Genomic DNA, 22,688 nt, shown 5'->3' with positions numbered 1-22,688 from the left:
TTCCACCCTCTTTAAACAAGATTGTAATTGCATAAAAACTTTTTGATTGTTTTTAAATCATTAAACATTAACACATCGATTATTGATAGATTTTCAATAAATATTTCAGATGATTGATTATATAATATGGGGTTTGATTCAATAAATTTTAATTCTAGGTTTGATTCAATAAATATATCCTTGGAATATAACTCCTTCCCTCCAGGTAAATTAATATATATATTTCCTGAAGTAGCTTTACAAATGGATATTACTTTCTTTGTAGATTTCAAACTATTTTCAATAGGAATACTTGATGAAATCAATATCTTGGTATCCAGCCCTAAGTATTTTTTTACTTTTATTATTGAATTAAATATATACTTGAATAAGTTTTTAGTGTCATACATTATTATCTCTTTAATTAATGGAATAACATCATAATAATAAGGAGCATTTTTATAAAAAGTATTAATTTGTCCTATTAAATTATCTCTACTAAAATCGCTTGAAATTTCTTTTTCAATAATTGATTCATAACTTGAACCTTTTTTAATAGGAATTGTAAATAAAAAATCCTTATCATTATTTCTAATTCGATTTCTATTTATCCATCCACTCTTCGTATACTGTATATCATCATAAACTATAAATTTATCAACTGCGTTCATAAGTTGAAAATATCCTATATAAGGAAAAAAGTAAGGTTGCATTATTCCTATCTTCATATCTTTTCCACCCGTTTTTGGTTAATTTTATTTACAATTGAAACAATTCTCTCTAATTCTTCATTCTCTATTTGATGAAATAAAGGTAGGCATAGTATTCGAGAAGCTATATCTTCTGATACTTTTAATGTCAGCTTATTATTTAAATAGGAAATTTTATTTAAAGATGGATAAAAATATCGTCTAGCTAAAATACCGTGTTCCTCTAACTTTGCTTTGACATGCAATAATTCAGATTCACATTTTAAGATCATAGGGTAATAAGCATAGTTGTATTCAAATTCATATAACGGTTTTGGAAGTTGAAAAAACCCTTTAATATTAGCATCATAAAATTTTGAAAGATGTTTTCTTTTTTCAATTATATGATTTAGTATGGGTAAATTACATAACCCCATAGCCGCATGAAACTCTGAGTTCTTGCCATTCACTCCTGGTGATATATGATTATCTCCTACATTACCAAAAGATCTTAATAAAGATAATTCATTGACTATACTTTCTTCACGATTTACAATTACTGCCCCTCCCTCTATTGTATGAAACAATTTCGTAGCATGGAAGCTAACTGTAGATATGTCACCATAAGATAGCAGTGACTTTCCATTTATTATCGACCCAAAAGCATGCGCGCCGTCATATATTACTTTAAGTCCATATTTCTCAGCAATTTTCTGAATCTTAATAACATCACAAGGATAACCAAAAACATGAGTTGCTAATATTGCTTCCGTTTTTTCTGTAATTGCAGATTCTATTAAATCAGCATTAATACAAAAAGTATTAGATTCAATATCAACAAAAACAGGTGTGCAACTCTCCCAAATAATAGAAGTAGTGGTAGCTACAAATGAAAATGGCGTAGTAATGATCTCTTTAGTCAATCCAAGCGCTTTTATTGCCAATTGAAGAGCGGTGGTACCATTGGTAACATAATATACTTTATCAACATTTAAGTATTCTGTAATTTCATTTTCTAAACGCCTCACTAAAGGTCCATTATTAGTGAGTTGATTGTTTTCCCAAATAATTTTAAGAAACTTACTATACTCTTCTAGGGAGGGGAGGTATGGTTTCGATACTGGAATCATATTAATAATCCTCCTTCTTCTGCGAGATTATTCAAATAATTGCCATAGTCATTACTATATTGTTTTGAAAGCACACTTAGTTGTTCAGTAGTAATCCATTTATTTTTATAAGAAATTTCTTCCAAACAAGCAATCTTATAGCCTTGTCTTTTTTCAATTGTCTGGACAAATTGCCCCGCTTCAATTAAACTCTCAAAGGTCCCTGTATCCAACCATGCAAATCCACGACCTAATACTTTTACACTTAGTTCTCCAGATTCTAGATATTTTTTATTTATATCTGTAATTTCTAGTTCACCTCTAGATGAAGGTTTAATTTTCTTTGCAAAGTTAATTACTTTGTTATCAAAGAAATATAAACCAGTTACTGCGTAATTTGACTTGGGGCTTTTAGGTTTTTCTTCAATCGATATTACTTTCATTTCATTATTAAACTCAACAACTCCAAAACGTTTCGGATCGTTTACTTGATAACCAAATACAATTGCACCTTCAGTTATGTTTGTTGCATCTTTTAAAACTGGAGTAAATCCTTGACCATAGAAAATATTGTCGCCAAGTATTAAGCAAACAGAATCAACTCCAATAAACTCTTCTCCCAAAATAAATGCTTCAGCAATTCCATTAGGGCTTTCTTGAATTTTATATTTTATACTAATCCCCCATTGAGAACCATTATTTAGTAAACGTTTATATATTGGCAAATCCCGTTCAGTTGTAATAATTAAAACTTCTTTGATTCCCGCTAACATCAATACTGATAACGGATAATATATCATCGGCTTATCATATATAGGTAATAGATGTTTAGAAAATGCTTTTGTTATGGGTGATAATCGTGTTCCGGATCCACCTGCTAAAATGATACCTTTCATTTTTAATCCCGCCTATTTAAATTGATTGAAACTTCTTTAACGTTTCATTAATATGAACTAATAATTCGGGAAACCTACTCGTTTCGCTTAAATTCGACATTTTTGCTTTAAAGATTTCCCCTTTATAATATTTATAGTTGCTATCTTCGTACATTTTCTCAAGTTCCAATATTAATTCTTCATAACTGGAACCAGAAGCATTTTCTCGTCCAGCAATAATTAACCCGTCTGATTCAAAATCCGTCATTAGTATTGGTACTCCCTCTTGCATCGCAGCAGCAATTGAATACCCCCCACCTATTCTTTTAGGGTTTAAATACACGTCGCATATTGAAGTTAGTGCGAGTAAATCCGATTCATAAGTAATATGAATAATATTATTCTTGAGTAATTCTTTATATCGTTTTTTTAAAAATAATGGTAGCTCTGGAGAAACTAATAACCACTTTACATTATTATTTTTTAGTATGAATCTTTGCATTTCTTGTACTAAGTTTTCAGTAATTTCATTTTGAAGTCTATTTCCAACTGTTATAATAACAAAATCAGATTCCTCTAAATTAAAGTCCTTCCTACTAAATACTTTATTTTTGGGAAGAAGTTCAAAGTCATTAATAAATGCTTCAATATTACTAGTGACAGGACATATCGCTGAGTTCTCTATCTCTAGAGCTTTTAATTTATTTTTATATAGATAAAGATTTGCTAAAGCTAAGGAGTATTCATTCCCAAAAGATATATAAATAATCGGAATATTGTTAAACTGTATATTTTGGATTATAGAGAATGTCGAATAGGACAAAAGAACTGATGGGTTGAATTCTTTTATCGTATTATTTATATTCTTTAATCGTTGAACTTTAGTTTCCTTTGTATTAGAATAGAACAATTTTATTCTTTTATCTTTCAATAGATTTTCATGTATTTTTTTACAATCTTCCGATGGATTACCTATAATTAATGCCGTCTCAAATATTTCTTCTTTACTAGGAATAAAATTTTCTTCAATTATTATTAGAAGCTCAAAATTGGTATTTCTAACAAGTTGATTACAGAAATCGATAAATACTTTAGTAGGAGAATGCATTTCATTTAATAACAAATCAACTGTTATTACAATTCTATTATGATTACTAACTGAGTTTTTTTTTACTTCTAAACTTTTTTTATAGAAATTAGAGATTTTCATCATCGCTTGTCTAATTAATAGATAGTATTCATTTTTATTTTCTATTCTATTTGAAAACATAGCAGAAAAAAGGTTTATTATCACATTGTGATGAATTTCAATATTATCACTATCTTTCTTTAATAAAATAAATAATTGATTAACAATATCCTCATTCTCTTTCGTTAATTTCAGTAGTATGAATAATAAGTTAAGTTTATCTTGAAAAGGAGGTTCTATATTTTTAAGAATTGAAATTACTTTATTCGAAAATTCTTCATTTTTTTGAGGATTTTCTGTATAAATTATAGTTATTATATTTAACAATTTCGAGTTGTTTTTGATGATAGATTGTATGTAATGAACAAACCATGCAAGTAAATCCATGCTTGTTGATTGTTTATTCAGTTTGTCAAATGATAGATGTTGAATTATTGAAAACTCATTTCCTGATAAATTTATTATTTGATATTCATTACTATTCAAATAATTAAAAGTGTAGCTAATTCCATCAGAAATTTGATATTTTTTATTATAGAGTTTATTTTCATTTCTCTCTTTTAAATTAATAGCATCAATAATTTCTAATTTATATAATATTTTAATAAATCTATCAAATATTTCGAAATAATTATTTTTATTGATATTGATATATAATTTCTTCTTTAAAATCTCTTCTGAAATTCCGTCAAATTTGATTATCTTACTGAACAATAGTATCTCTTCTTTTTTTAATTCTTTAAAATTGGGTTCAATATATTTATTGAAAATTAATATAAACTCATTAAATAGATTATGATAAAGTCTGTACCACAAAAAAATAAGATTATGGTCATCTGACACAAGATCATAGTCATGAAAATTTTCAACATCGAAATAAGACTTAATTAATTCGAAATCATTTAATTTTATCTTATCTGTATAATCTTCGAATAAATTAATTTCATAATTATTACTGGCATATTGATTTAATAAATTTTGATATTCATTTAGTTCCTTAGAAAATTCATCTTTTAGTATTATAATTACTTTTCTCAAACTCTCACCTTTTAATTAATCTTTTTATTTTTTAGTTTGTTAATCTTACTAATTTTCCCAGAAATATTTTTCTAAAATTATTTGAACTGTCTATTCTTAATGTTTATTAATTCAAAGATATAACCCAAGCCTTGCCTATTTTGAAATCCTTGATTATTTTATATACATCAAATTTTTTTATATTATATATTCTTTTTAAAAAAATAATACTTATATATCCCCAAACACTAATGGCTCTCCTACTTTCAAATCCCTTTTAGATTTACCACCAACTACCAATTCATAGTACTTTGGTTCTAAACCGAAACCTGGTCTTATAATTTTAATATTATCAGAAGTAAACTTCTCGCCAGCCTTAATATCTTTGGATACATATATAGATCGTCTAAATTTCAATGATGCTTTTTCCTTTTCAGTCGGTCCATAAGTGACTTTTCCTAAAGCTTGCCATGCACGTCGCGTTTCTTCTACTAGTGATTGCATTTCAGTTGGTTCCAGAGAAAACGCAGCATCTATCCCACCATCTTTCCGAGATAGAGTGAAATGTTTTTCGATTACAGTTGCTCCTAACGCAACCGCTGCCACTGATACACCAGTTCCCATTGTGTGGTCTGATAAGCCAACCTGCACATCAAAAAGTTCACTCATATGAGGAATCGTGGAAATATTTGTATTTTCAGGGGTAGCAGGATAGGTACTTGTACATTTTAATAATATCAACTCTCTGCAGCCTCCTTCTCTGGCTGTTCTCACTAATTCATCTAACTCTGAGATTGTCGCCATTCCTGTAGAAACAATCATTGGTTTACCTGTAGATGCTACTTTTTTAATAAGTGGTAGGTCTGTATTTTCAAAAGAAGCAATTTTATAAAGAGGTACGTCTAATTTTTCTAAAAAATCGACTGCAGTATCATCAAAAGGTGTACTGAATGCAATTATACCTAGCTCCCTTGCACGGTCAAAAATTGATTTATGCCATTCCCATGGAGTGTATGCTTGTTGGTACAGTTGATATAAGTTTTGTCCATCCCAAAGACTATTTTGATCATTTATTTTGAATTCAGGGTTTTCTATATTTAATGTCATCGTATCAGCAGTATATGTTTGAATTTTAAGTGCATGAGCTCCTGCCTTTGCTGCTGCTTCAACAATCTCTATAGCTCTTTCTAAAGAATGATTATGATTGCCAGACATTTCAGCAATGATAAAAGGTTGCTCATTTGGTCCTATCTTTATATTTTCAACTGTAATTGGTTTCATAGATACCATTCCTTTATTTTTTGTTCTATTCGTTGTGAATGACTTATCCATTCGGTATTAAATTGGCTATAGACATCAATATCCAAATATTCTCTATCCTTAAAAATATGTTTTCTAAGTGTACCATCATGCTTAAATCCAAGTTTTTCATGAAAAGCTCTACTCTTGGGATTATTTTCAAGAACCTCTGCATTCACTTTTCGTATATTTAACTCTTTAAAGATAAAATTTAATGCGGTATAACCTAAAACTATCCCAATGCCGCTTGGAGCAGAAACTTCACCAATATAAAATCCCCATTCACAAGTATTATGTTCTAAGTTAATTTGATTGATATTTAATATTCCATAAGGAATGTCATTAAAATAAAACATTTTTGAAATTGCCGTTTTATTATTTTCTAGACTTTTAAACCAAACTCTATGTTGCTTCATCGAAATAATATTACTGTTAAACATTACATTTCTTATATGTTGTTGATTTCTCCATTTTAAAACTAATGATAGATCTTCGAATTCAATATTTTTTAACATTGCTCCATTTTCTATATTCATTTCAAAAACTCCATTATTTGAGTTGCTATTTTTTTTTCTCGTATAATTGAAGAGTCAATTATGCTTAAACACTTTTCTGCCATTTTCCTCACGATTTGTGGATTATTAATCAATAGTTCTACATATTGCTGAATATCTAACTGTCTAACCATGTTTGTTTCTCCAATCGATTGAATTGCACCAGTACTTGCCAATGTTTTTGTTAATTCTATTTGATTATTTGCTAAAATTACTACAATAGCAGGTAGTCTTAGGTATATTCTTTCCCAAGAAGCTGTTCCCCCTGCTCCTATTGCTAAATCTGCGTGTGCCATTAGTCTAGCCATATAATCTATATTACAATGCAAATTGATATTATCATATTGATCACAAAACAATTTAATTTGATTTTTAAAGGGATTTGCTGTACCTATTACGATATTAAAAGTGATATTTTTTTCCATATACTTTTCAATAGCATATAAAGTTTTTAGAGTTTCCCCCGTTATATCTGAACCACCAAAGAATATAAAAATATTTTTTATCGTTCCATCTCTTTTATATTTAGCGGGATTGATTTCTAAAAATTCTTCTCTTAATAAAGCATTATTAGGTCCTAATAATTGGATACAGTCCTTAGGTACCAAATTCTTATACCGATTTTCCATATCTGAATAATAATTCTGATCCAATAATAAATCACAATCATGATTTCTATCAGCCACATCATCAATTACCATTATATTATTAACAAAAGGGCGTAATTGTCGCTCCCATTTAATATCAATGGAATAATGATCTACTATTAACATATCTACAGTCTTCTGTTCGAGCTGAATAATTGATATAGTTTCCTTTGCATCATCATGCCATTGTTCCCTTGTCCAGTCCCAATGTGAAATTGTGTCAATTTCTGTGAAAAGTGTAAATACATCAAAGCCCTGTTGTGCTATATAGTTAATCATATTTCCATCTATGTTTCGACAAACAAACTTTACATTCACATTATACTTTTCCAATTGTTTCGCTAAAGTTAGACATCGCATCACATGCCCAGAACCTATTTGAATAGATGCATCTGTTCGGATAAATACGTTCATATTTTCCACCCTATAATTTCTTTTGTTCAACATGGGCATTTATTTGAACCCAATCTGGATGTTTCTCGAGTAGCTCAATAACATCTCTCATATAAAATAGTTGATATTCTGAATATAAATTAGTTAAAATAAATTCAAGTAATTGGAAATCCTCCATCGTATCAACCGTCCAACGATGGCTTCCTAAATCTTGAGTGTTAGAAATATTTCCTATTCGGAATATTTGAGGATTAGAATACATATATGCTGTAACATGCTCCCTATCCTTTTCGAGGATAGCTTTTTCGTATGATTTCTTCAATGCTTTTTTAGAAAATACTTCTGTATCTAACCCTCGTGGATATGTTCTTTCAATTGTATTTGACACATAATCAAACTCAGAAGCATGTTCTTTATAATAGATAATCGTTTCATCTATTATGACTGGGTCAATAATTGGACAGTCTGAAGTTAACCTAACAATAATGTCTCCATCAAATTGTTCAGCAGCTTGATAATAACGAGCAAGCACATCATTTTCGGATCCCCTATAATAATTCACTCCATGCTGCTCACAAAACTTAACAATTTGTTCATCTTGTTGATGAATTGTTGTAGCAATTACAATTCTATCTATACATTTAGACTGTCTTACTCTTTCTAGCTGATAAGCTAATAAGGCTTTACCATTTACTTGTTTTAATATTTTCCCTGGTAGTCTAGTAGACCCCATTCGAGCTTGAATAATCGCTAAAACAGTCATTTTTTCACTTTCCCTATTACTAATTTCACTGCTTCGATGACATCCTTCACATCTTGATCCTGCATTAAAGGAAACATAGGTAATGATATTATTTCTTCATAGAGGTTTTCTGCATTTGGTAGAGTGCCTTTCACATATCCAAGCTGTTGGTAGTACGGAAGAGTGTGTACAGGGATATAGTGAACATTCACACCTATATTTAATTTTTGAAGCTCTTCAAATACCTCTTTACGAGAAACTGTCAAGTAATTTAAATTCAATTTCAACACATACAAATGCCAGCTTGAATCTGTATCTTTTTCCTGAAATGGAATTTGAACTTGCGGAATTTGAATAAATGCTTCGTTATATGCAGCGACAATTTCTTTTCGTCTAAGAATAAAACTATCGAGTTTATTTAGTTGACTACTACCAAGGGCTGCTTGAATATCAGTCATGCGGTAGTTATAACCCAAAAACTGCATTTCATAATACCATGGACCATGATTTTCCTGCATTAATGAAGAATCTCTCGTAATCCCATGTGAACGAAATTGTATGAGTTTATCGTAATATTCTTTATTATCCGTTGTAATAACACCGCCTTCACCTGTTGTAATATGTTTCACAGGATGAAAACTAAACATGGTCATATCACTAAGGGCTCCTATTTTTTTCCCTTTATACTTTGCACCTAAAGCATGTGCAGCATCTTCAATTACTACTAAATTATTTCTTTTAGCAAGTGTATGAATTTCATCTAATTGAGCTGGTTGACCAGTAAAATGAACTGGAATAATCGCTTTTGTTTTTGAAGTAATCTTGTTTTCAATCTCTATAGGGCTAATATTATATGTTCTAGGATTAATATCCCCAAAAACAACTGTTCCACCCTCATATAAAACACAGTTTGCACTAGCTGCAAATGTGAGAGGAGTAGTAATTACTTCATCCCCCTTCTTAATGCCTGCAGCAAAAGTAGCACCATGCAAAGCGGCAGTTCCATTTGAGAAGGCAACAGCATACTCAGCCCCAACATAGTTTGCTACATTTTGCTCGAAGTCCAGAATGTTTGGACCTGTCGTTAAATAATCACCTCTTAATATATTCACGACTTTTTCAATGTCTTCTTCGTCTATCCATTGCTTTCCATAAGGTAAGTATGTATCTCTCATCATTAGCTCCTTAAAGAAAAAATGTAGTCAGAGACTACATTTTTTCTACTAGTTCTCTTAATTGCTCTACTTTTAACCAATCATCATTTATATCACTAGTGTATTTAAACCCATCGGGAAGTGGTTTCCCTTCTATTTCTTTTTTACTCCACCATGGAAACTCTGGTTGAATTACGTAGTATGAATCAAATTCTACCGTTCGTCGTGAATCATCTTCAGTTATCATTGCTTCGTGCAATTTTTCTCCTGGACGGATACCGACAATTTTTATTTCACATTCAGGGGCGATTGCTTCTGCTAAATCAACAACCTTCATACTTGGAATTTTTGGAACGAATATCTCTCCGCCTGCCATGTGAACTAGTCCATCTAAAACAAATTGAACTCCTTGATCTAAAGTAATCCAAAAGCGAGTCATACGATCATCTGTAATAGGCAAAGTACCAGTTTCTTTAATCTTTTGGAAGAAAGGAACGACACTACCTCGACTTCCAACAACATTTCCGTAACGAACAACTGCAAAACGTGTTTTTTTATCTCCAACGTATGAATTTGCTGCAACAAATAATTTGTCAGAAGCAAGCTTTGTCGCTCCATAGAGATTTACTGGACTGCATGCTTTATCAGTACTTAGAGCAATTACTTTCTCTACACCACGATCAATTGCAGCTTCTATAATATTTTGAGCTCCATGTATGTTCGTTTTGACAGCTTCAAAAGGATTATATTCACATGCTTCCACATGCTTCATTGCAGCAGCATGAATGACAATGTCCACACCATCGAATGCACGGTAAAGCCTATCCTTGTCTCGAACATCTCCAATAAAAAATCTAATTCTATCGTCTGTAAATTCTTGTGACATTTCGTACTGTTTTAATTCGTCACGACTAAAGACAATTACCTTCTTCACATCAAACTCTAAGATTTTTTTTATGAATTTTTTCCCAAAAGAACCTGTCCCACCAGTCACTAAGATTGTTTTATTTGATATAATATTATTCTTCACAAATGCCACCTGCTTATTTATAAGTTTTTTCGAGATTGTCTATAAGCCATATTACAAATACCGACTCATTTTTATCTTTCCTTATCTTAATGATTGTTGTTTATTTGATTGTTACTATTTATAAACAAATTGATAAGATCAGATTATGTTATTCTAGGTAATTCTACTAATAGAAACGCACGCAGTTCATTGCAAATCCGAAACTTCAATAACTTGACAATCTTTAAAGAATGGTTGGATTTCATATTCAAACATATCGGCAACCAACACATAATCCTGTATTTCTAGTCCATGATTGATTAATTCCAAAAAGTCATGAATTTTATTCGTTTTCAAATAAACTGTCAAGCTATTCTTATGAAATAATTCGCTTGCTTCTGTTAGCCATGCTACACCTTCACTAAAATCCATAATCCTTTTTAACCCATTAGTAATTTGATTTTCTCGCAAATCGTCTGCAATTTTTTGGCATCCGACAGGAACTTTTTTAATATACTCATTGTAAGACACAATTACTTCATGTAATGCTTCATTCACTTTACTCATCCCCATGTCTTGTTTTTTTTATTTGTTCTAACAAGTTCTCTGTATATCTCCTTGAAAGGTTCGTTGCATTTAAAAGCCTATCATATAAGACTTGATTTTGTTTAAATACTCGGGCGTATTCTTCCGCCTTGCTTTCACCTTGCTTTGGCAAAAACTTATTTAACACATCCATTGTTACCGGTTCCACAATGCTATTCATTGATACCTTATTTAGCAATTCTTTTAGTTTTTTATCTACTTTATTCAAACCTTTAATAGCTTTTTGGCTAAACATTATTTTAGAAGGATTTTCTTTTAAATGTCTTAAACCCTTGTTTAATTGATGCAATATTTCCTCATAAATTTTAATTTCTGCTTGAATTTTCGCATAAAAGTCTCGCCAATTATTTATATCTACAGAAGGACCAATACATTCATTGTTCCGACTTTTTTCTTTCCATGATTCAATGTCATCACAGAATTCTTGAAAGGTTTTTTGCCTAAATCCTTTTATTTTCACACCACCCTCTGTGCAATTAAAGAACCGCTTCGCTTCTTCAGATACTTCAGCAATTTGTTCAAAACCTTTCTTCATCGAAAGAAAGACGGCATCAGTTAATACATTTTCTCCATCATAACCTTCTGTAAAGAAAGTTCTTCTTTCTTCTTTGAACTTATCGTTTACATTAGAAAAATGCTTATTATGCTCTGCATGGGTTTTGTTCTCCGTATAAGCTAAGTCTTGACCAATCAGCGCAATAGGGCCACTTGAAATACGCTCTGCAATTGTAAGTGTGTAGTTAGCAACAGATGCTCCTCCAAGTAGTGTTGGTAATTGTTTTCCGGTAATCTTTTCAATATGCTCATACACACCAGGTTCGAATGAAGGAATAAAGCTAAAAGCAGGACCTTTAAATTGTTCCCTAATTTTATAGTGATTTCTTACACTATATATTAATTTAGACTTTTGAAAAATACTATCCTTAAAATGATTATAATTCGCTATCGAACCATCAACAGAAACAACATAATCCGCTTCAATATCATAATGCAAAAGTGTATTAACAGTTGACCCAGCTGCAATGAGTAGAACATTATTTCTTACCTTTTTAAGTAAGGGAATTTGCTTCGTTAGTGAAGGGCCCCCAGAGGCAATCACTACCGGAAGATTATATCGTTTCTCTAATTCCGACAAACTCCCATCTTCAAATATATAGAAATAATTTCGAATGTAATTTTCCTGCCATATTTCCGCAAAATAGTTAATCGTATTAAAAAAAACTGAATTTACACTCAATACATCCTTTACTGTCTTCAACACTAATTTGTAAAGGTCTGGAAACAATTTATCGTAATTTGGTGAACAAATTAACTTTACGTTTACGTTATAATCATTTAATAAATTATTCAATTCTATTTCAATATTTTTTTCAGTCACGTCAACGATCATATGATAATCACCTTGATTAGTTATTGATTTTATCTCTTTAAATAGAGGATCAATTATTACTAATCGATCATTTTCATTTATTTTTTTTTTCAAAGCTTCTGCAAAATAACCAAGACCAAAACCGAATAATAAGTGTACATGATTCTCTATATACTGACTTTTTACAAACTGTTCTGCTTCTTTTTTGGGATCATACTTACTATGTAATAAAAAATTATTGACTTTCAATGTAGGTAAATCCGTTTTCGATTGTATTTTCTCTATATTAAAACCTTGAATCACATTTTTCACCTCTCCTCTTATATCGGCACTTACAATCGAATATAAAGAAATCCCACTCTATAAAATAAAGTGGGATTAAAACTTTTATTTATATTATTGTAGAAGTTGTAATACGCCTTGTGGTTGTTGATTTGCTTGGGCAAGCATAGATTGAGCTGCTTGTGTTAGGATATTGTTCTTAGTGAAATTCATCATTTCTTTCGCCATGTCAACATCACGGATACGAGACTCCGCAGCAGTTAAGTTTTCTGCAGAAGCACCTAAGTTATTGATTGTGTGCTCCAAACGGTTTTGAACAGCACCTAATTGTGAACGTTGTTTTGATACTGATTCAATTGCAGTATTGATTGCAGTAATTGATTTACTTGCAGCCGTTGTAGTATCAACCTTAACAGCTCCAGCAGTAACCTTTAACGCTTTTGAATCCATTGTGCTAATGCTTAATTTAATTGATTGCCCAGAGTTAGCACCGATATGGAATGTTTTACCTGAAAATTTACCATCTAATAAGTTTTGAGTATTGAACTCTGTGTTCTTAGCAATACGGTCAATTTCAGAAGTTAAAGCAGTAATCTCAGCTTGAATAGCTGTACGGTCAGCAGATACGTTAGTATCATTTGCCGCTTGTACTGATAATTCACGCATACGTTGTAGGATAGCGTGTGTTTCGTTAAGAGCACCTTCAGCAGTTTGAATTAATGAGATTGAATCTTGAGCATTTTTTGTTGCCATGTCAAGGCCGCGGATTTGTCCACGCATTTTTTCAGAGATAGCAAGACCAGCAGCGTCGTCTCCAGCGCGGTTGATTTTGAAACCTGAAGATAATTTTTCTAAGTTTTTAGCAGATGAACCTTGGTTAGCGGTTAAGTTTCTGTGTGTGTTTAAAGCTGAAATATTATGTTGAATTCTCATTGTGAGATTCCTCCTTGAATTTTAATTTAGTTAATTCCACATCCTTGTGGAATTTGTTTGGCAGGATAAGGTCGGCCGCCCCATTTTTGCCTTACAATAGTATTATCGTACAAGGGTAAGATAGTTTAATAGTATTTTAAAGAATTTTTTTTGAAAGTTGTTCTATTAAAGATTTAGATACATTTAACGCCTCTTTGTTTTGTTGTTGGATGCTATCGTAGACTTCCGTTCGGTACACTTTTACGCTTTTTGGGGCTACTATCCCGAGTTTAACCTGCTCGCCATCTACACTTAATATTTTCAGTTCTATTTGATCACCAATCATGATAGATTCATCTTTTTTACGAGAGAGAACGAGCATTACACATTCCCTCCTTCAATCGGAAATCGCAAAGGAAAAGTGCTTCCATCTTGTAAAACAAGTTGCTTGGCCACCTTTTGTTTATGGTTAATTAGTAAAGGTGCCTGTAGATTCAATGTCGAACTGTTGAACGGTTCCTTTAAGGTTACAATTGAATATGTGAGTAAATCTTCTGATGTTTTAATTTGCAGTTCTTCTTTATCTTCTTCTGTAAGATTAAATGCATATTCTTTTTTAAATACAAATGGTAGAGCTATTACAAATCCAATTTCTTGTTGCTTGATTGATTGTAAAATTGCAAATGGAGAATCTTTTTCTAAAGGTAGAATAACAAATTCTTTAGTGTCTTCAAAACCAGGCAATCCATTTGGAAATTGGATGATTTCTTTTTCTTCTATTGTTACTTGGCCAAGAAACTTTGTTTCGATGTTCATAGTTTTCTCCTTTTAGACAATAAAGTCTATTTCTATCGATGGGTTTTGTAGCATATGTCCTGATACATTCCCAGGTGTATATTCGTGAATTGGTTTATTTACTTGTGCACTAATTTTCGGATTTTGTGTTTGTACATTAATGTTTACTTTTGCTTGCGTGTAATCCAGCTTTACAGAACCAATAGAAGGTATAAAGTCTATCCCCAATTTTGCTGGAGTAGGAAATGTGTTTTTCTTAGCAATAGATGCGATGGCATCTGAGTTATGAGCGATATCCATCATTTGTCTGCCTTCACTTGCACGCCTTGCAATTCCCTGCATAACTTTTTGACGGCCCGTCGATGCATATTTGGAAGCAGATTCTAAGGGGCTGATCATTCCTACATCTCTTCTAGCTTGTGTGGAATCAATTTCCACAACTCCTCTTGTTGTATGCATTTCTACGATTGCTGCAGGTTGTTCAATATGTTGAGTTGCTTTTGGTTGTCGGATTACTTGATTTGGTTTTTCAATATTCAATCCTAATTCAGCATCTGTTGTTCGAATTTGTAGTTGGAGAAAGTTCATTTATCTCACCTCTAAAGAAAGCGCTTGAACAAGTTGTCCAAACGCTTTTTATTATCTAATAAAATCTACTAATGTTGCCTGAATAATTTTGGCACCAACAGAAAGAGCAGCTTGGTGGATAGATTCTTGTGTAATCATTTCTGTAATAACTTTTTCATAGTCAATATCTTCGTTGTTGGAAAGTTGTTTCGTCACAATGACTTCTTGTGCCCCTAGTCTGTTTTCCATCATTTCTACTCGATTTTGACGTGCCCCTATATCTGCACGAGCCGCTAAAACAGCTTTTTCATTATCACTTTTCATTGTTAAATACTTATCAAAATCCTTGCCAGACTTATTCGGATCTTTTAAATCAGCCTCTAAACCGGTAATCATGTCATCAATATTTTGGAATATGTCTAGCCCTTTTGTATTTACAGTGATTTCTACACCTTCATATACTTCAATATTAACATCTTTATTTACCCCTGGTGCTGTTCCATTTGTTAAAAAGTTTGTACCATCATGTAACGGTGAATTAGTATTTGTACCGGAGAATATATATTTATCCCCTACTTTTGTATTCCCCATATCACGTATTTGCTCTTTGATTTGTGTAATTTCTTTTTCAATTTTTGTGCGATCATCAGGTGTTAATGTGTCAGTAGAAGCATTTGTAACAAGCTCTTGTACACGGTGAAGTGCAATTCCTACTTTATCAAGAGCGTCATCTGAGCTATCTAACCAGTTGTTGACCTCACCTAAGTTACGTTGATACTGTTCTACTTTATTTAAATCAGTGCGATAACCAATTCCTTTGATAGCTACAACTGGATCTTGTGAAGGACGTGTAATTTTCTTACCTGAGTTGATCTGTTCCTGTAGTGTCGCCATTTTATTATAACTACCAGATAGGTTACGTAGCATATTATTTGAAAGCATTGATTGTGTTACGCGCATGTGATTGACCTCCTATTGTCTAGTCTTCAGCGCCTAGCTCCTAGAGGTCAAATGGATAAAATCTGTGGTGGCTAGGGAACGCCATCCACGATTTTCCCCATTTGCTTGTCGGAACTGAGTGAGGCGCTTAAGCTTTTCTAGTTTATAATCCTACTCGGCCCATGCCGTTGATAATTTTGTCCAGTGTTTCATCTATAACTGTAATCATTCGTGCTGATGCGTTGTATGCTTGTTGGAATGTAATCATATTCGTCATTTCTTCATCTAATGATACAGAGCTGACGGAAGCACGATTATTTTCTACAGTGAGTTTGATAGTCGCGGAATTATAAGCAAGTCTTGCTGCTTGCTCTCCGTCCACACCAAGTTGTCCAATCATTGATTGATAGAATGACTGAACAGTTGCTCCATCTAAACCGTCTGGCCCATTCAGAATTTTGGACTTCATATTTGCTAATTCAATTGCCCACTTCCCATTTCCTTCTTCACCCTCTGCACTTGATGCAGCTATTAGATTGGGATTATCAATTATATCCTTGCTTACGGCAATACCTGATGCCCCACTGCCAGTAAAAAAGACTCCTCCGTTTTTACTAGGCGTTTCCATTGTGAAGCCTTTGGAATGAATATCATTGAATTCTTTCATAAATGCATCTGCCATTTTATTTAATTTAGAAAGCATTTCAGGATAGTAACCTTCATTTGTACCATGTCCATACGAATTTATCAAAGATAACATCTTTCCTTTGTTATCTTCCATATCATCATATGAAAGTGAACCCCCGGCAACTTTACCACTTCCGGCTACTGTGAACCCATTGAATGGTTCAAAATTAGCGTTATTGGACATTCCGTTTGGAGTTAGCTTTCCTGCATCTTTACCGTTAATAACCTCAATGCTGCCAGTTTTCGTTTTGATAGATACTTTTACAGAACCTTCAGCAATAGCTAATGCATTCCCACCAGACTTTGTATATTCGATTTCAATTGGAAAGTATTGTGATAATTCATCAAGCAAAGTATCACGGGCATCATATAAATCATTCGGCATATATCCATTTGGTTCAATCGCTTGTATTTGTTCATTCATAGAAGCTATTTGTTTTAAAATAGAATTAACATCATCTGTAGACGTGAGAACTTCATTTTTTAGATTCCCTTGAATTTCTGATAATTGTTTATGAATATAATTGAAGGATTCTGCTACACCAATACCACGTTGTACAACTACTTTTCGGGCTGCTGCATTTTCAGGATTAGTACTTAAATCTTGAAGTGACTTCCAAAATTGATCCATTGATGTATTTAAACCGAATTCGGAAGGTTCAGCCATGATGTCTTCCATTTGAGAGATTGCTGTTGAACGTGATTCCCAATAACCTAGCTTGTTAGATTCTTGTCTATATTGACGATCTATAAACTGGTCACGAATTCGTTGTACGGATCCTGCTTGCACCCCAGTCCCTAAATGACCTGGAATTTTTGGTGCATTTAACCCTGTTCCAGGATAACCTAGTGTAGCTTCCATATTAACACGCTGGCGTGAGTAACCAAGTGTGTTGGCGTTAGAGATATTATGTCCTGTTGTATAAAGTGCGGATTGTTGTGTCGTCAGCCCGCGTTTACTTGTTTCAAGTCCCATAAATGTGGAGCCCATGGGTTCGCCTCCTATGCTTGTGAATCGAAGTAGTTTTTGTATGTTGGCGCTTGTACTTCAGATTTTGAGTAGTTTATTTGGTCTGGCTTTGGTCGTAATGTATCTAGTGTTAAGTTGACGAATTGTAGTGATTGTAGTGTCAGCTTTTGGTTTAAATCGTTTTGGTGTTTGAGTGTTTCTAGTGTTAGGAGGAGTTTGTTGCGTGCTGCTCCTAATTGTTCTTTTTCTTCGGTTGTGTTGGTACTTTCTAAGACTAGCGCAACAGTTGGGTTGTCTGTAGGAGCAATTCCTTTTGCTCGAAGGTAATCCGTTACCTCTGTTTGACGCTGTTGTTCTAGCTGAGAAATGCCTGCTACGTGCGCCTGCTCATCCTTGAGTAGTTGGTTTAGACTGTCCATGTCTCCCGTTTTGATGACTTCTGTTTTTTTGTATGCAATTTCTAATAAACTTTTGTGTAGCATGTCGAGTTTGTTTAGAGATTGCAAAATCTTTTCGATGGACATGGTTTTAAGCTCCTTTTTTTACAAGCGGTAATAATTTAGGATGTTCGATGCTAGCTTTTTTGCATCTACTTTGTACGTGCCTGCATCGATTTCCGCTTTTATTCGTGCTACTCGTTCTGCTTGATCCACCTCCACTGGAGATTTCGTTTGCATGCTTTTAGCCGCGGATGAGATTTCTAGTTGATCGGTTGTTGGTCTTGATGTTTGTTGTGCTTTTTCTGTTTGTTGTTGGCTGCGTTTATATGGATTTACTTGGTTTATACCGATATTGGTGATTTTCATAATTATATGCCCTCCTCTTCTATAAAAGTGTCTACCGTTTATTTCGGTATGATTGGCCAAGTCTTTAGAGTTTTTTTATAATCACGAAAAAACTCCCACGTATAGTGAGAGTTATTTATAGTCCTTATGATATGTGCTATCTTGATTGTTTACTTTTTCACGAAACTCTTGTGCGGCTTCAAATTGACGAAGTCCGGATTTTAGTTCTTGGGCACAGTTTTCACAAAGTTTCCCTTGTGTTGTTAGTTTACCACAGTTGTCACATGGATAGCCAAGATTGGGAAACAATGCCGGTTGCAAGCGACCTTTCCGAACCCATTTGTGTAGCAGTTCTTCTTCTACCCCTGTTGCTTCGACGATTCGTTCGACTGTTGCAGCGCGATTTTCACGTTTACGTAAGAAGCGGTAGACTGTTTCATATAGTTTTTCTTCATTCATGGCGCAGTTATTGCACACATCTCTTATGCCTGTATAGTTAAAAAATTCGCCGCAGGATGGGCAATTTTTTAGTTCTCCCATAGGGATCCCTCCATGTTCAGTTGTCTTATCTTTTATATCGGCAGTTTATCCTTTTATTAAAGTAATTGCTTCTACTCTAGTTGCTCCTGAGTCTTTTAATAGTTTTGCAGCGTGGTGAATGGTGGCGCCGGTTGTGTAAATATCATCAAATAAAATATAGTCCCGCTCTTCGATTGTAGTCGTCAATTCAAAGAGTGGAGCCGCTTCGAGTCGTTCCTTTCTTGTCTTTTTTCCTTGTTCAGTTTTTGCTGTTTTAGTGAGCAAATGTTGAAAAGGGATACCAGCACTTTTAAGTAGTTCGTCGACTTGCGCAAATGTTCTTTGGACTAGTTTTTCTGGATGCATTGGGATTGGTATGATAATGCTTTCTTTTCCTTCGAGTGCTTCGTGCAAGGTTTTGGAGAAAACTTGCGCGAGTGCTACGTCTTGTAAGAATTTGTATTGGTGCAAGTAACTTTTCATCGCTTCGTTGTATGAATAAAGTGCTGCAACTGTATCAACAGCTCCCTCGTAAAGGGTATTTTGAAAGTCATCAAAATGGATTTCGGCATCTGATATTATAAATTTATTAAAGCATCTGTTGCATGTGGAGGTCTCTTTTTCATATAGGAATAGTCTTCGCCAAGTCGGTGATGGGTGGAAATTAGTACCGCAAAGTAAGCAATTCATGATTGATTCCATCCTTCGATAGCTGCTTGTGCTTTGTCCATTTCACGGGAGACGCCGTGATGGAAAAAGACGATGTCTCCGGTTGGGTATTTCTCGGAGCGACCTACTCTTCCGCTTATTTGGATTAGTGCGCTTGAAGTGAAGATTTTTTGTTCAGCTCCTACAACTGCTACATGAACATTTTCGATAGTGATGCCACGTTCCAGGATGGTTGTTGTTAGTAAACCTGGTATTTTCTTTTCACGGAGTTGCATAACGTGTTCTTTTCGTTCTGGATGTTCTGCGTGGACTCTTGGTAGGTCACCTGGAAAGTTTTCGAGCATTTCGATTGTCGGTAGGAATACTAAAAATGGGATGTTGTTTTTTGTTTTTTCTTCGATCCATTGCTTTAGTTTGTACGGGACTTTTTGTTTGTTTAGTTGTCTTGCATATCCCCATAAGCTGTTGAATCTAGGTACGGGTAGGTCATGTCCATGATATCTTCTGGATAATACGGACTGGTTTGTTGTTTGGAGTGATTTGGTTGGTGTTGCGGTTACGTAGTGAATGGCGGCTTCTTGTTTTGCTGCTTTTTTCACTGCGCGTTGCAGCGTTTGGTCTGCGTAATATGGGAAAGCATCTGCTTCGTCGACAAATACGACGTCGAATGCATTTTCAAATCGATATAGCTGATGGGTTGTGGCGAGTATGAGTTCGGCAAAGCCTTGTTGGTCTGGTGCTCCTCCGTATAAGGCGTGAATCGTTGTTCTTGGAAATACTTTTTGGAACCGTGGGAATAGTTCTAGGATGACGTCAGTTCTTGGGGCTGCTACGCATACTCTTTTCCCTTGTTTTAGGCATTGGAATATGGATGGGAAAAGTAGCTCCGTTTTACCTGCTCCGCAAACTGCGTGAAGGAGATGTGATTTATTATGTTCAACGCTTGCTAGTAGTTCTTCGCTTGCTTTATGTTGGAGAGGGGTTAGCCTGCCGCTCCATGCAAATTCATGAGCATTCGCACCGCGAGCAGGTTCTGATTGCCAAAGCAGCAACTCTGAACAGCTACTCACCCGCCCCATCCTTATGCAATGGCGGCAATATGTGCAGTTTTTATTACAGCGTGCACAGTGGAATGTGTGAAAGAATTGCTGGTTCGTGTTGTGGCATCGGTTGCAGACGTACTTCTTTAATTGACTAAAAAAGGGTTGGTTTTGGTCTTTTTCGATGCCAGGTTTGAGGTGGATGTGACCGCTTTCGATGTGGGCGTCGATGGCTTCGCGTGGAAATGGGGTGTGTTCGCGAAGCCAGATGCGGCCAGTGAGAAATTGTTGCAGTTGTTGGTCCATGGGCATTCTCCTTAGTTGGTTTTTACCCATCCAAGACCCATCGAGCCTTCGCCGAGGTGCGTGCCGATTACGGGACCGAAATAGCTTATCGTGAATTCAACGTTTGGTAGATTTGCTTCTAACTCGGATTTCCATGCGATTGCTTCTTGTTCGTTGTTTGCGTGGATGATGGTCGCTTGCAGTTTTGCGTGCTTGTTTGCGTCTTCTTGGAGAAGGTCTGCAATGCGTTTCATCGCTTTTTTACGTGTGCGAACTTTTTCGAATGGCACGATGATTTTGTTTTCGAAGTGAAGGATTGGTTTGACTTGCAGGACGTTGCCAATGACGCGTTCGATGCCATTTAGGCGACCACCGCGGTGCAGATGGTCAAGGTTGTCCACCATAAAGTAGGCACGGGTTGTTTCTTTCATCGCACTTAGTTCTTGTAGAATTTCTTCAGGATGTGCTCCTTCTTTTGCCATTTGTGCGGCTTTGAGCACGTAGAAGCCTTGTACCATACAGGAAAGTTCCGAGTCGAATGTATATACGTTTACGTTGTCCACGATTTCCCCTGCTTGTTTGGCACCTGCTAGTGTTCCGCTAATGCCGCTCGATAGGTGGATGGAAATGACTGCGTCGTAGTTTTTGGATAGTTCTTCAAATGTGCTGACAAAGTCTCCGAGAGCAGGTTGCGAAGTTTTTGGTAACGTACGCTCGTTTCGTACTTTGTCATAAAATTCCGTTGCGTTTATGTCGATTTCTTCTTTGTAAGTGTCGTTTCCGATGACAACGCTAAGTGGCACCATGCGAATGTCTAGTTTTTCGCGAATTTCTTTTGGGATATAGGCGGTGCTGTCTGTTACGATTGCTGTCTTCATTTTGTGAATCACACTCCTATTGTTAATATTACTGAATTGGGGAAGGAAATGGAAGCAAAAAAATGCCCCCGACATGATATTTGTCATATATGCCCGGGGTGTGTTTTATTCTGTTGCTGTGTCTCCAATGAAGTACACGCTTGTGACAAGCCACTTGCCGTCTTCTTTGACGAATACGGTTACTTGGCGACCTTCACGCTCCAGTTTTGCACCGGAATCTGGTTGTTCTAGTGCGATATGGATGTTTGCGAAAACTTGTGCTTGTGTTTTGTCGTATTTGATGATGGTTGTGTTGTCGGCTGTTCGGATTGTGTCGTAGTCATTGAATGTTTGCTCGACGACTACTTTTTCATCGTCGTAGTTGAAGCCTTCTGGATTTTTAGCGATGGTCTTCATGTAGCGATTGATGTCTTCGTCGTTGAAAGCTTGCATGTATTCATCGAATGCTGTGAGTAGTGCTTCTTTTTCTTTTGCTGGTACGTTTGTTGCTTCTTCGATGTTGCCACCAGCCATTTCGAAGCCAACTTCGGATTTGTCGTTTGCGCCGTGGTCTGTCGTTTTTTGGGTATCTGTTGGAGCGATGTCGTTTACGGAGCCAGTATTTTCATTTGTATCTTCAGTACTACTGCATGCCGCTAGAAGTAGTGCTAGGGTTGCGATAGTTAGTGTTTGTATGATTTTCATATGTGAATTTCCCTCCTGCTGTGGATATTTTGTCATACTTATGAC

General features: G+C 34.6%; 25 protein-coding genes. All 25 read right to left on the bottom strand.

Translation table 11 applies throughout. The features are described 5' to 3' along the window. Positions 1-11: 11 nt before the first annotated feature. Positions 12-707, bottom strand: coding sequence for a WbqC family protein (locus tag ACIQ38_RS03595; RefSeq protein ID WP_402818089.1), 696 nt, complete (start codon positions 705-707; stop codon positions 12-14). After that, positions 704-1,798, bottom strand: a complete 1,095-nt coding sequence (locus ACIQ38_RS03590) for a DegT/DnrJ/EryC1/StrS family aminotransferase (protein ID WP_402818086.1) — start codon at positions 1,796-1,798, stop codon at positions 704-706. Before ACIQ38_RS03590 ends, ACIQ38_RS03595 begins: the two co-directional genes overlap by 4 nt. Further along, entirely contained in the window at positions 1,795-2,673 is an 879-nt protein-coding gene (gene rfbA / locus ACIQ38_RS03585; RefSeq protein WP_402818083.1) for a glucose-1-phosphate thymidylyltransferase RfbA, read from the bottom strand. The genes ACIQ38_RS03590 and rfbA overlap by 4 nt, the downstream gene beginning before the upstream one ends. A 16-nt stretch (positions 2,674-2,689) precedes the next feature. Next, positions 2,690-4,879 carry a glycosyltransferase family protein gene (locus ACIQ38_RS03580; RefSeq protein ID WP_402818080.1) on the bottom strand — a complete coding sequence of 730 codons (2,190 nt, stop codon included), beginning with the start codon at positions 4,877-4,879 and terminating at the stop codon, positions 2,690-2,692. A 210-nt stretch (positions 4,880-5,089) separates the two neighbouring features. Further along, on the bottom strand, positions 5,090-6,139 hold the full coding sequence (gene pseI, locus ACIQ38_RS03575; RefSeq protein ID WP_402818078.1) for a pseudaminic acid synthase: 1,050 nt from the start codon (positions 6,137-6,139) through the stop codon (positions 5,090-5,092). Further along, positions 6,136-6,693, bottom strand: a complete 558-nt coding sequence (gene pseH / locus ACIQ38_RS03570; protein WP_402818075.1) for a UDP-4-amino-4,6-dideoxy-N-acetyl-beta-L-altrosamine N-acetyltransferase — start codon at positions 6,691-6,693, stop codon at positions 6,136-6,138. Before pseH ends, pseI begins: the two co-directional genes overlap by 4 nt. Further along, a complete protein-coding gene (gene pseG, locus ACIQ38_RS03565; protein WP_402818072.1) occupies positions 6,690-7,772 on the bottom strand; it encodes a UDP-2,4-diacetamido-2,4,6-trideoxy-beta-L-altropyranose hydrolase in 1,083 nt (360 codons plus the stop codon). Before pseG ends, pseH begins: the two co-directional genes overlap by 4 nt. Before the next feature lie 10 nt (positions 7,773-7,782). Further along, positions 7,783-8,514, bottom strand: coding sequence for a cytidylyltransferase domain-containing protein (locus tag ACIQ38_RS03560; RefSeq protein WP_402818069.1), 732 nt, complete (start codon positions 8,512-8,514; stop codon positions 7,783-7,785). Further along, a complete protein-coding gene (gene pseC / locus ACIQ38_RS03555; protein ID WP_402818066.1) occupies positions 8,511-9,668 on the bottom strand; it encodes a UDP-4-amino-4,6-dideoxy-N-acetyl-beta-L-altrosamine transaminase in 1,158 nt (385 codons plus the stop codon). The genes ACIQ38_RS03560 and pseC overlap by 4 nt, the downstream gene beginning before the upstream one ends. A gap of 34 nt (positions 9,669-9,702) precedes the next feature. Beyond that, positions 9,703-10,665 carry a UDP-N-acetylglucosamine 4,6-dehydratase (inverting) gene (gene pseB / locus ACIQ38_RS03550; RefSeq protein WP_402819587.1) on the bottom strand — a complete coding sequence of 321 codons (963 nt, stop codon included), beginning with the start codon at positions 10,663-10,665 and terminating at the stop codon, positions 9,703-9,705. A gap of 198 nt (positions 10,666-10,863) precedes the next feature. Further along, positions 10,864-11,214 carry a DUF8042 domain-containing protein gene (locus ACIQ38_RS03545; protein ID WP_402818063.1) on the bottom strand — a complete coding sequence of 117 codons (351 nt, stop codon included), beginning with the start codon at positions 11,212-11,214 and terminating at the stop codon, positions 10,864-10,866. Between the two features lies 1 nt (position 11,215). Continuing rightward, positions 11,216-12,934 (bottom strand): motility associated factor glycosyltransferase family protein, encoded by a 1,719-nt coding sequence (locus tag ACIQ38_RS03540; RefSeq protein WP_402818060.1) that lies wholly within the window; start codon positions 12,932-12,934, stop codon positions 11,216-11,218. A 93-nt stretch (positions 12,935-13,027) separates the two neighbouring features. After that, the gene (hag, locus tag ACIQ38_RS03535) at positions 13,028-13,846 is read right to left on the bottom strand and encodes a flagellin Hag (protein WP_402818057.1); all 819 of its coding nucleotides are present in this window, start codon (positions 13,844-13,846) and stop codon (positions 13,028-13,030) included. A 136-nt stretch (positions 13,847-13,982) separates the two neighbouring features. Continuing rightward, on the bottom strand, positions 13,983-14,207 hold the full coding sequence (gene csrA / locus ACIQ38_RS03530; RefSeq protein WP_402818054.1) for a carbon storage regulator CsrA: 225 nt from the start codon (positions 14,205-14,207) through the stop codon (positions 13,983-13,985). After that, on the bottom strand, positions 14,207-14,641 hold the full coding sequence (gene fliW, locus ACIQ38_RS03525) for a flagellar assembly protein FliW (RefSeq protein ID WP_402818051.1): 435 nt from the start codon (positions 14,639-14,641) through the stop codon (positions 14,207-14,209). The genes csrA and fliW overlap by 1 nt, the downstream gene beginning before the upstream one ends. A gap of 12 nt (positions 14,642-14,653) precedes the next feature. After that, entirely contained in the window at positions 14,654-15,208 is a 555-nt protein-coding gene (locus ACIQ38_RS03520) for a DUF6470 family protein (RefSeq protein WP_402818048.1), read from the bottom strand. Positions 15,209-15,259: 51 nt separating this feature from the next. Then, complete coding sequence (flgL, locus tag ACIQ38_RS03515; protein WP_402818046.1) at positions 15,260-16,147, bottom strand: flagellar hook-associated protein FlgL; 888 nt, start codon at positions 16,145-16,147, stop codon at positions 15,260-15,262. A 142-nt stretch (positions 16,148-16,289) separates the two neighbouring features. Then, positions 16,290-17,804, bottom strand: a complete 1,515-nt coding sequence (gene flgK, locus ACIQ38_RS03510; protein WP_402818043.1) for a flagellar hook-associated protein FlgK — start codon at positions 17,802-17,804, stop codon at positions 16,290-16,292. Between the two features lie 11 nt (positions 17,805-17,815). After that, positions 17,816-18,307, bottom strand: coding sequence for a flagellar protein FlgN (locus ACIQ38_RS03505; protein WP_402818040.1), 492 nt, complete (start codon positions 18,305-18,307; stop codon positions 17,816-17,818). A gap of 18 nt (positions 18,308-18,325) precedes the next feature. Continuing rightward, positions 18,326-18,589 (bottom strand): flagellar biosynthesis anti-sigma factor FlgM, encoded by a 264-nt coding sequence (gene flgM / locus ACIQ38_RS03500; RefSeq protein WP_402818038.1) that lies wholly within the window; start codon positions 18,587-18,589, stop codon positions 18,326-18,328. Between the two features lie 111 nt (positions 18,590-18,700). After that, positions 18,701-19,108: a TIGR03826 family flagellar region protein gene (locus ACIQ38_RS03495; RefSeq protein WP_402818035.1), complete on the bottom strand. Its 408-nt coding sequence runs from the start codon at positions 19,106-19,108 to the stop codon at positions 18,701-18,703. A gap of 45 nt (positions 19,109-19,153) precedes the next feature. Further along, the gene (locus ACIQ38_RS03490) at positions 19,154-19,777 is read right to left on the bottom strand and encodes a ComF family protein (RefSeq protein ID WP_402818032.1); all 624 of its coding nucleotides are present in this window, start codon (positions 19,775-19,777) and stop codon (positions 19,154-19,156) included. Beyond that, positions 19,774-20,826, bottom strand: coding sequence for an ATP-dependent helicase ComFA (locus ACIQ38_RS03485; RefSeq protein WP_402818029.1), 1,053 nt, complete (start codon positions 20,824-20,826; stop codon positions 19,774-19,776). Before ACIQ38_RS03485 ends, ACIQ38_RS03490 begins: the two co-directional genes overlap by 4 nt. A 287-nt stretch (positions 20,827-21,113) precedes the next feature. After that, entirely contained in the window at positions 21,114-21,959 is an 846-nt protein-coding gene (locus ACIQ38_RS03480) for a DegV family protein (protein WP_402819584.1), read from the bottom strand. A gap of 105 nt (positions 21,960-22,064) precedes the next feature. Further along, on the bottom strand, positions 22,065-22,643 hold the full coding sequence (locus tag ACIQ38_RS03475) for a DUF4440 domain-containing protein (protein ID WP_402818026.1): 579 nt from the start codon (positions 22,641-22,643) through the stop codon (positions 22,065-22,067). Positions 22,644-22,688 lie beyond the last annotated feature (45 nt).

It is taken from the genome of Psychrobacillus sp. NPDC096389, assembly GCF_044762855.1.
Classification (GTDB): Bacteria; Bacillota; Bacilli; order Bacillales_A; family Planococcaceae; genus Psychrobacillus.
The sequence above is the reverse complement of the archived record's forward strand: the minus strand, read 5'-3'. Positions and strand labels throughout refer to the sequence as shown.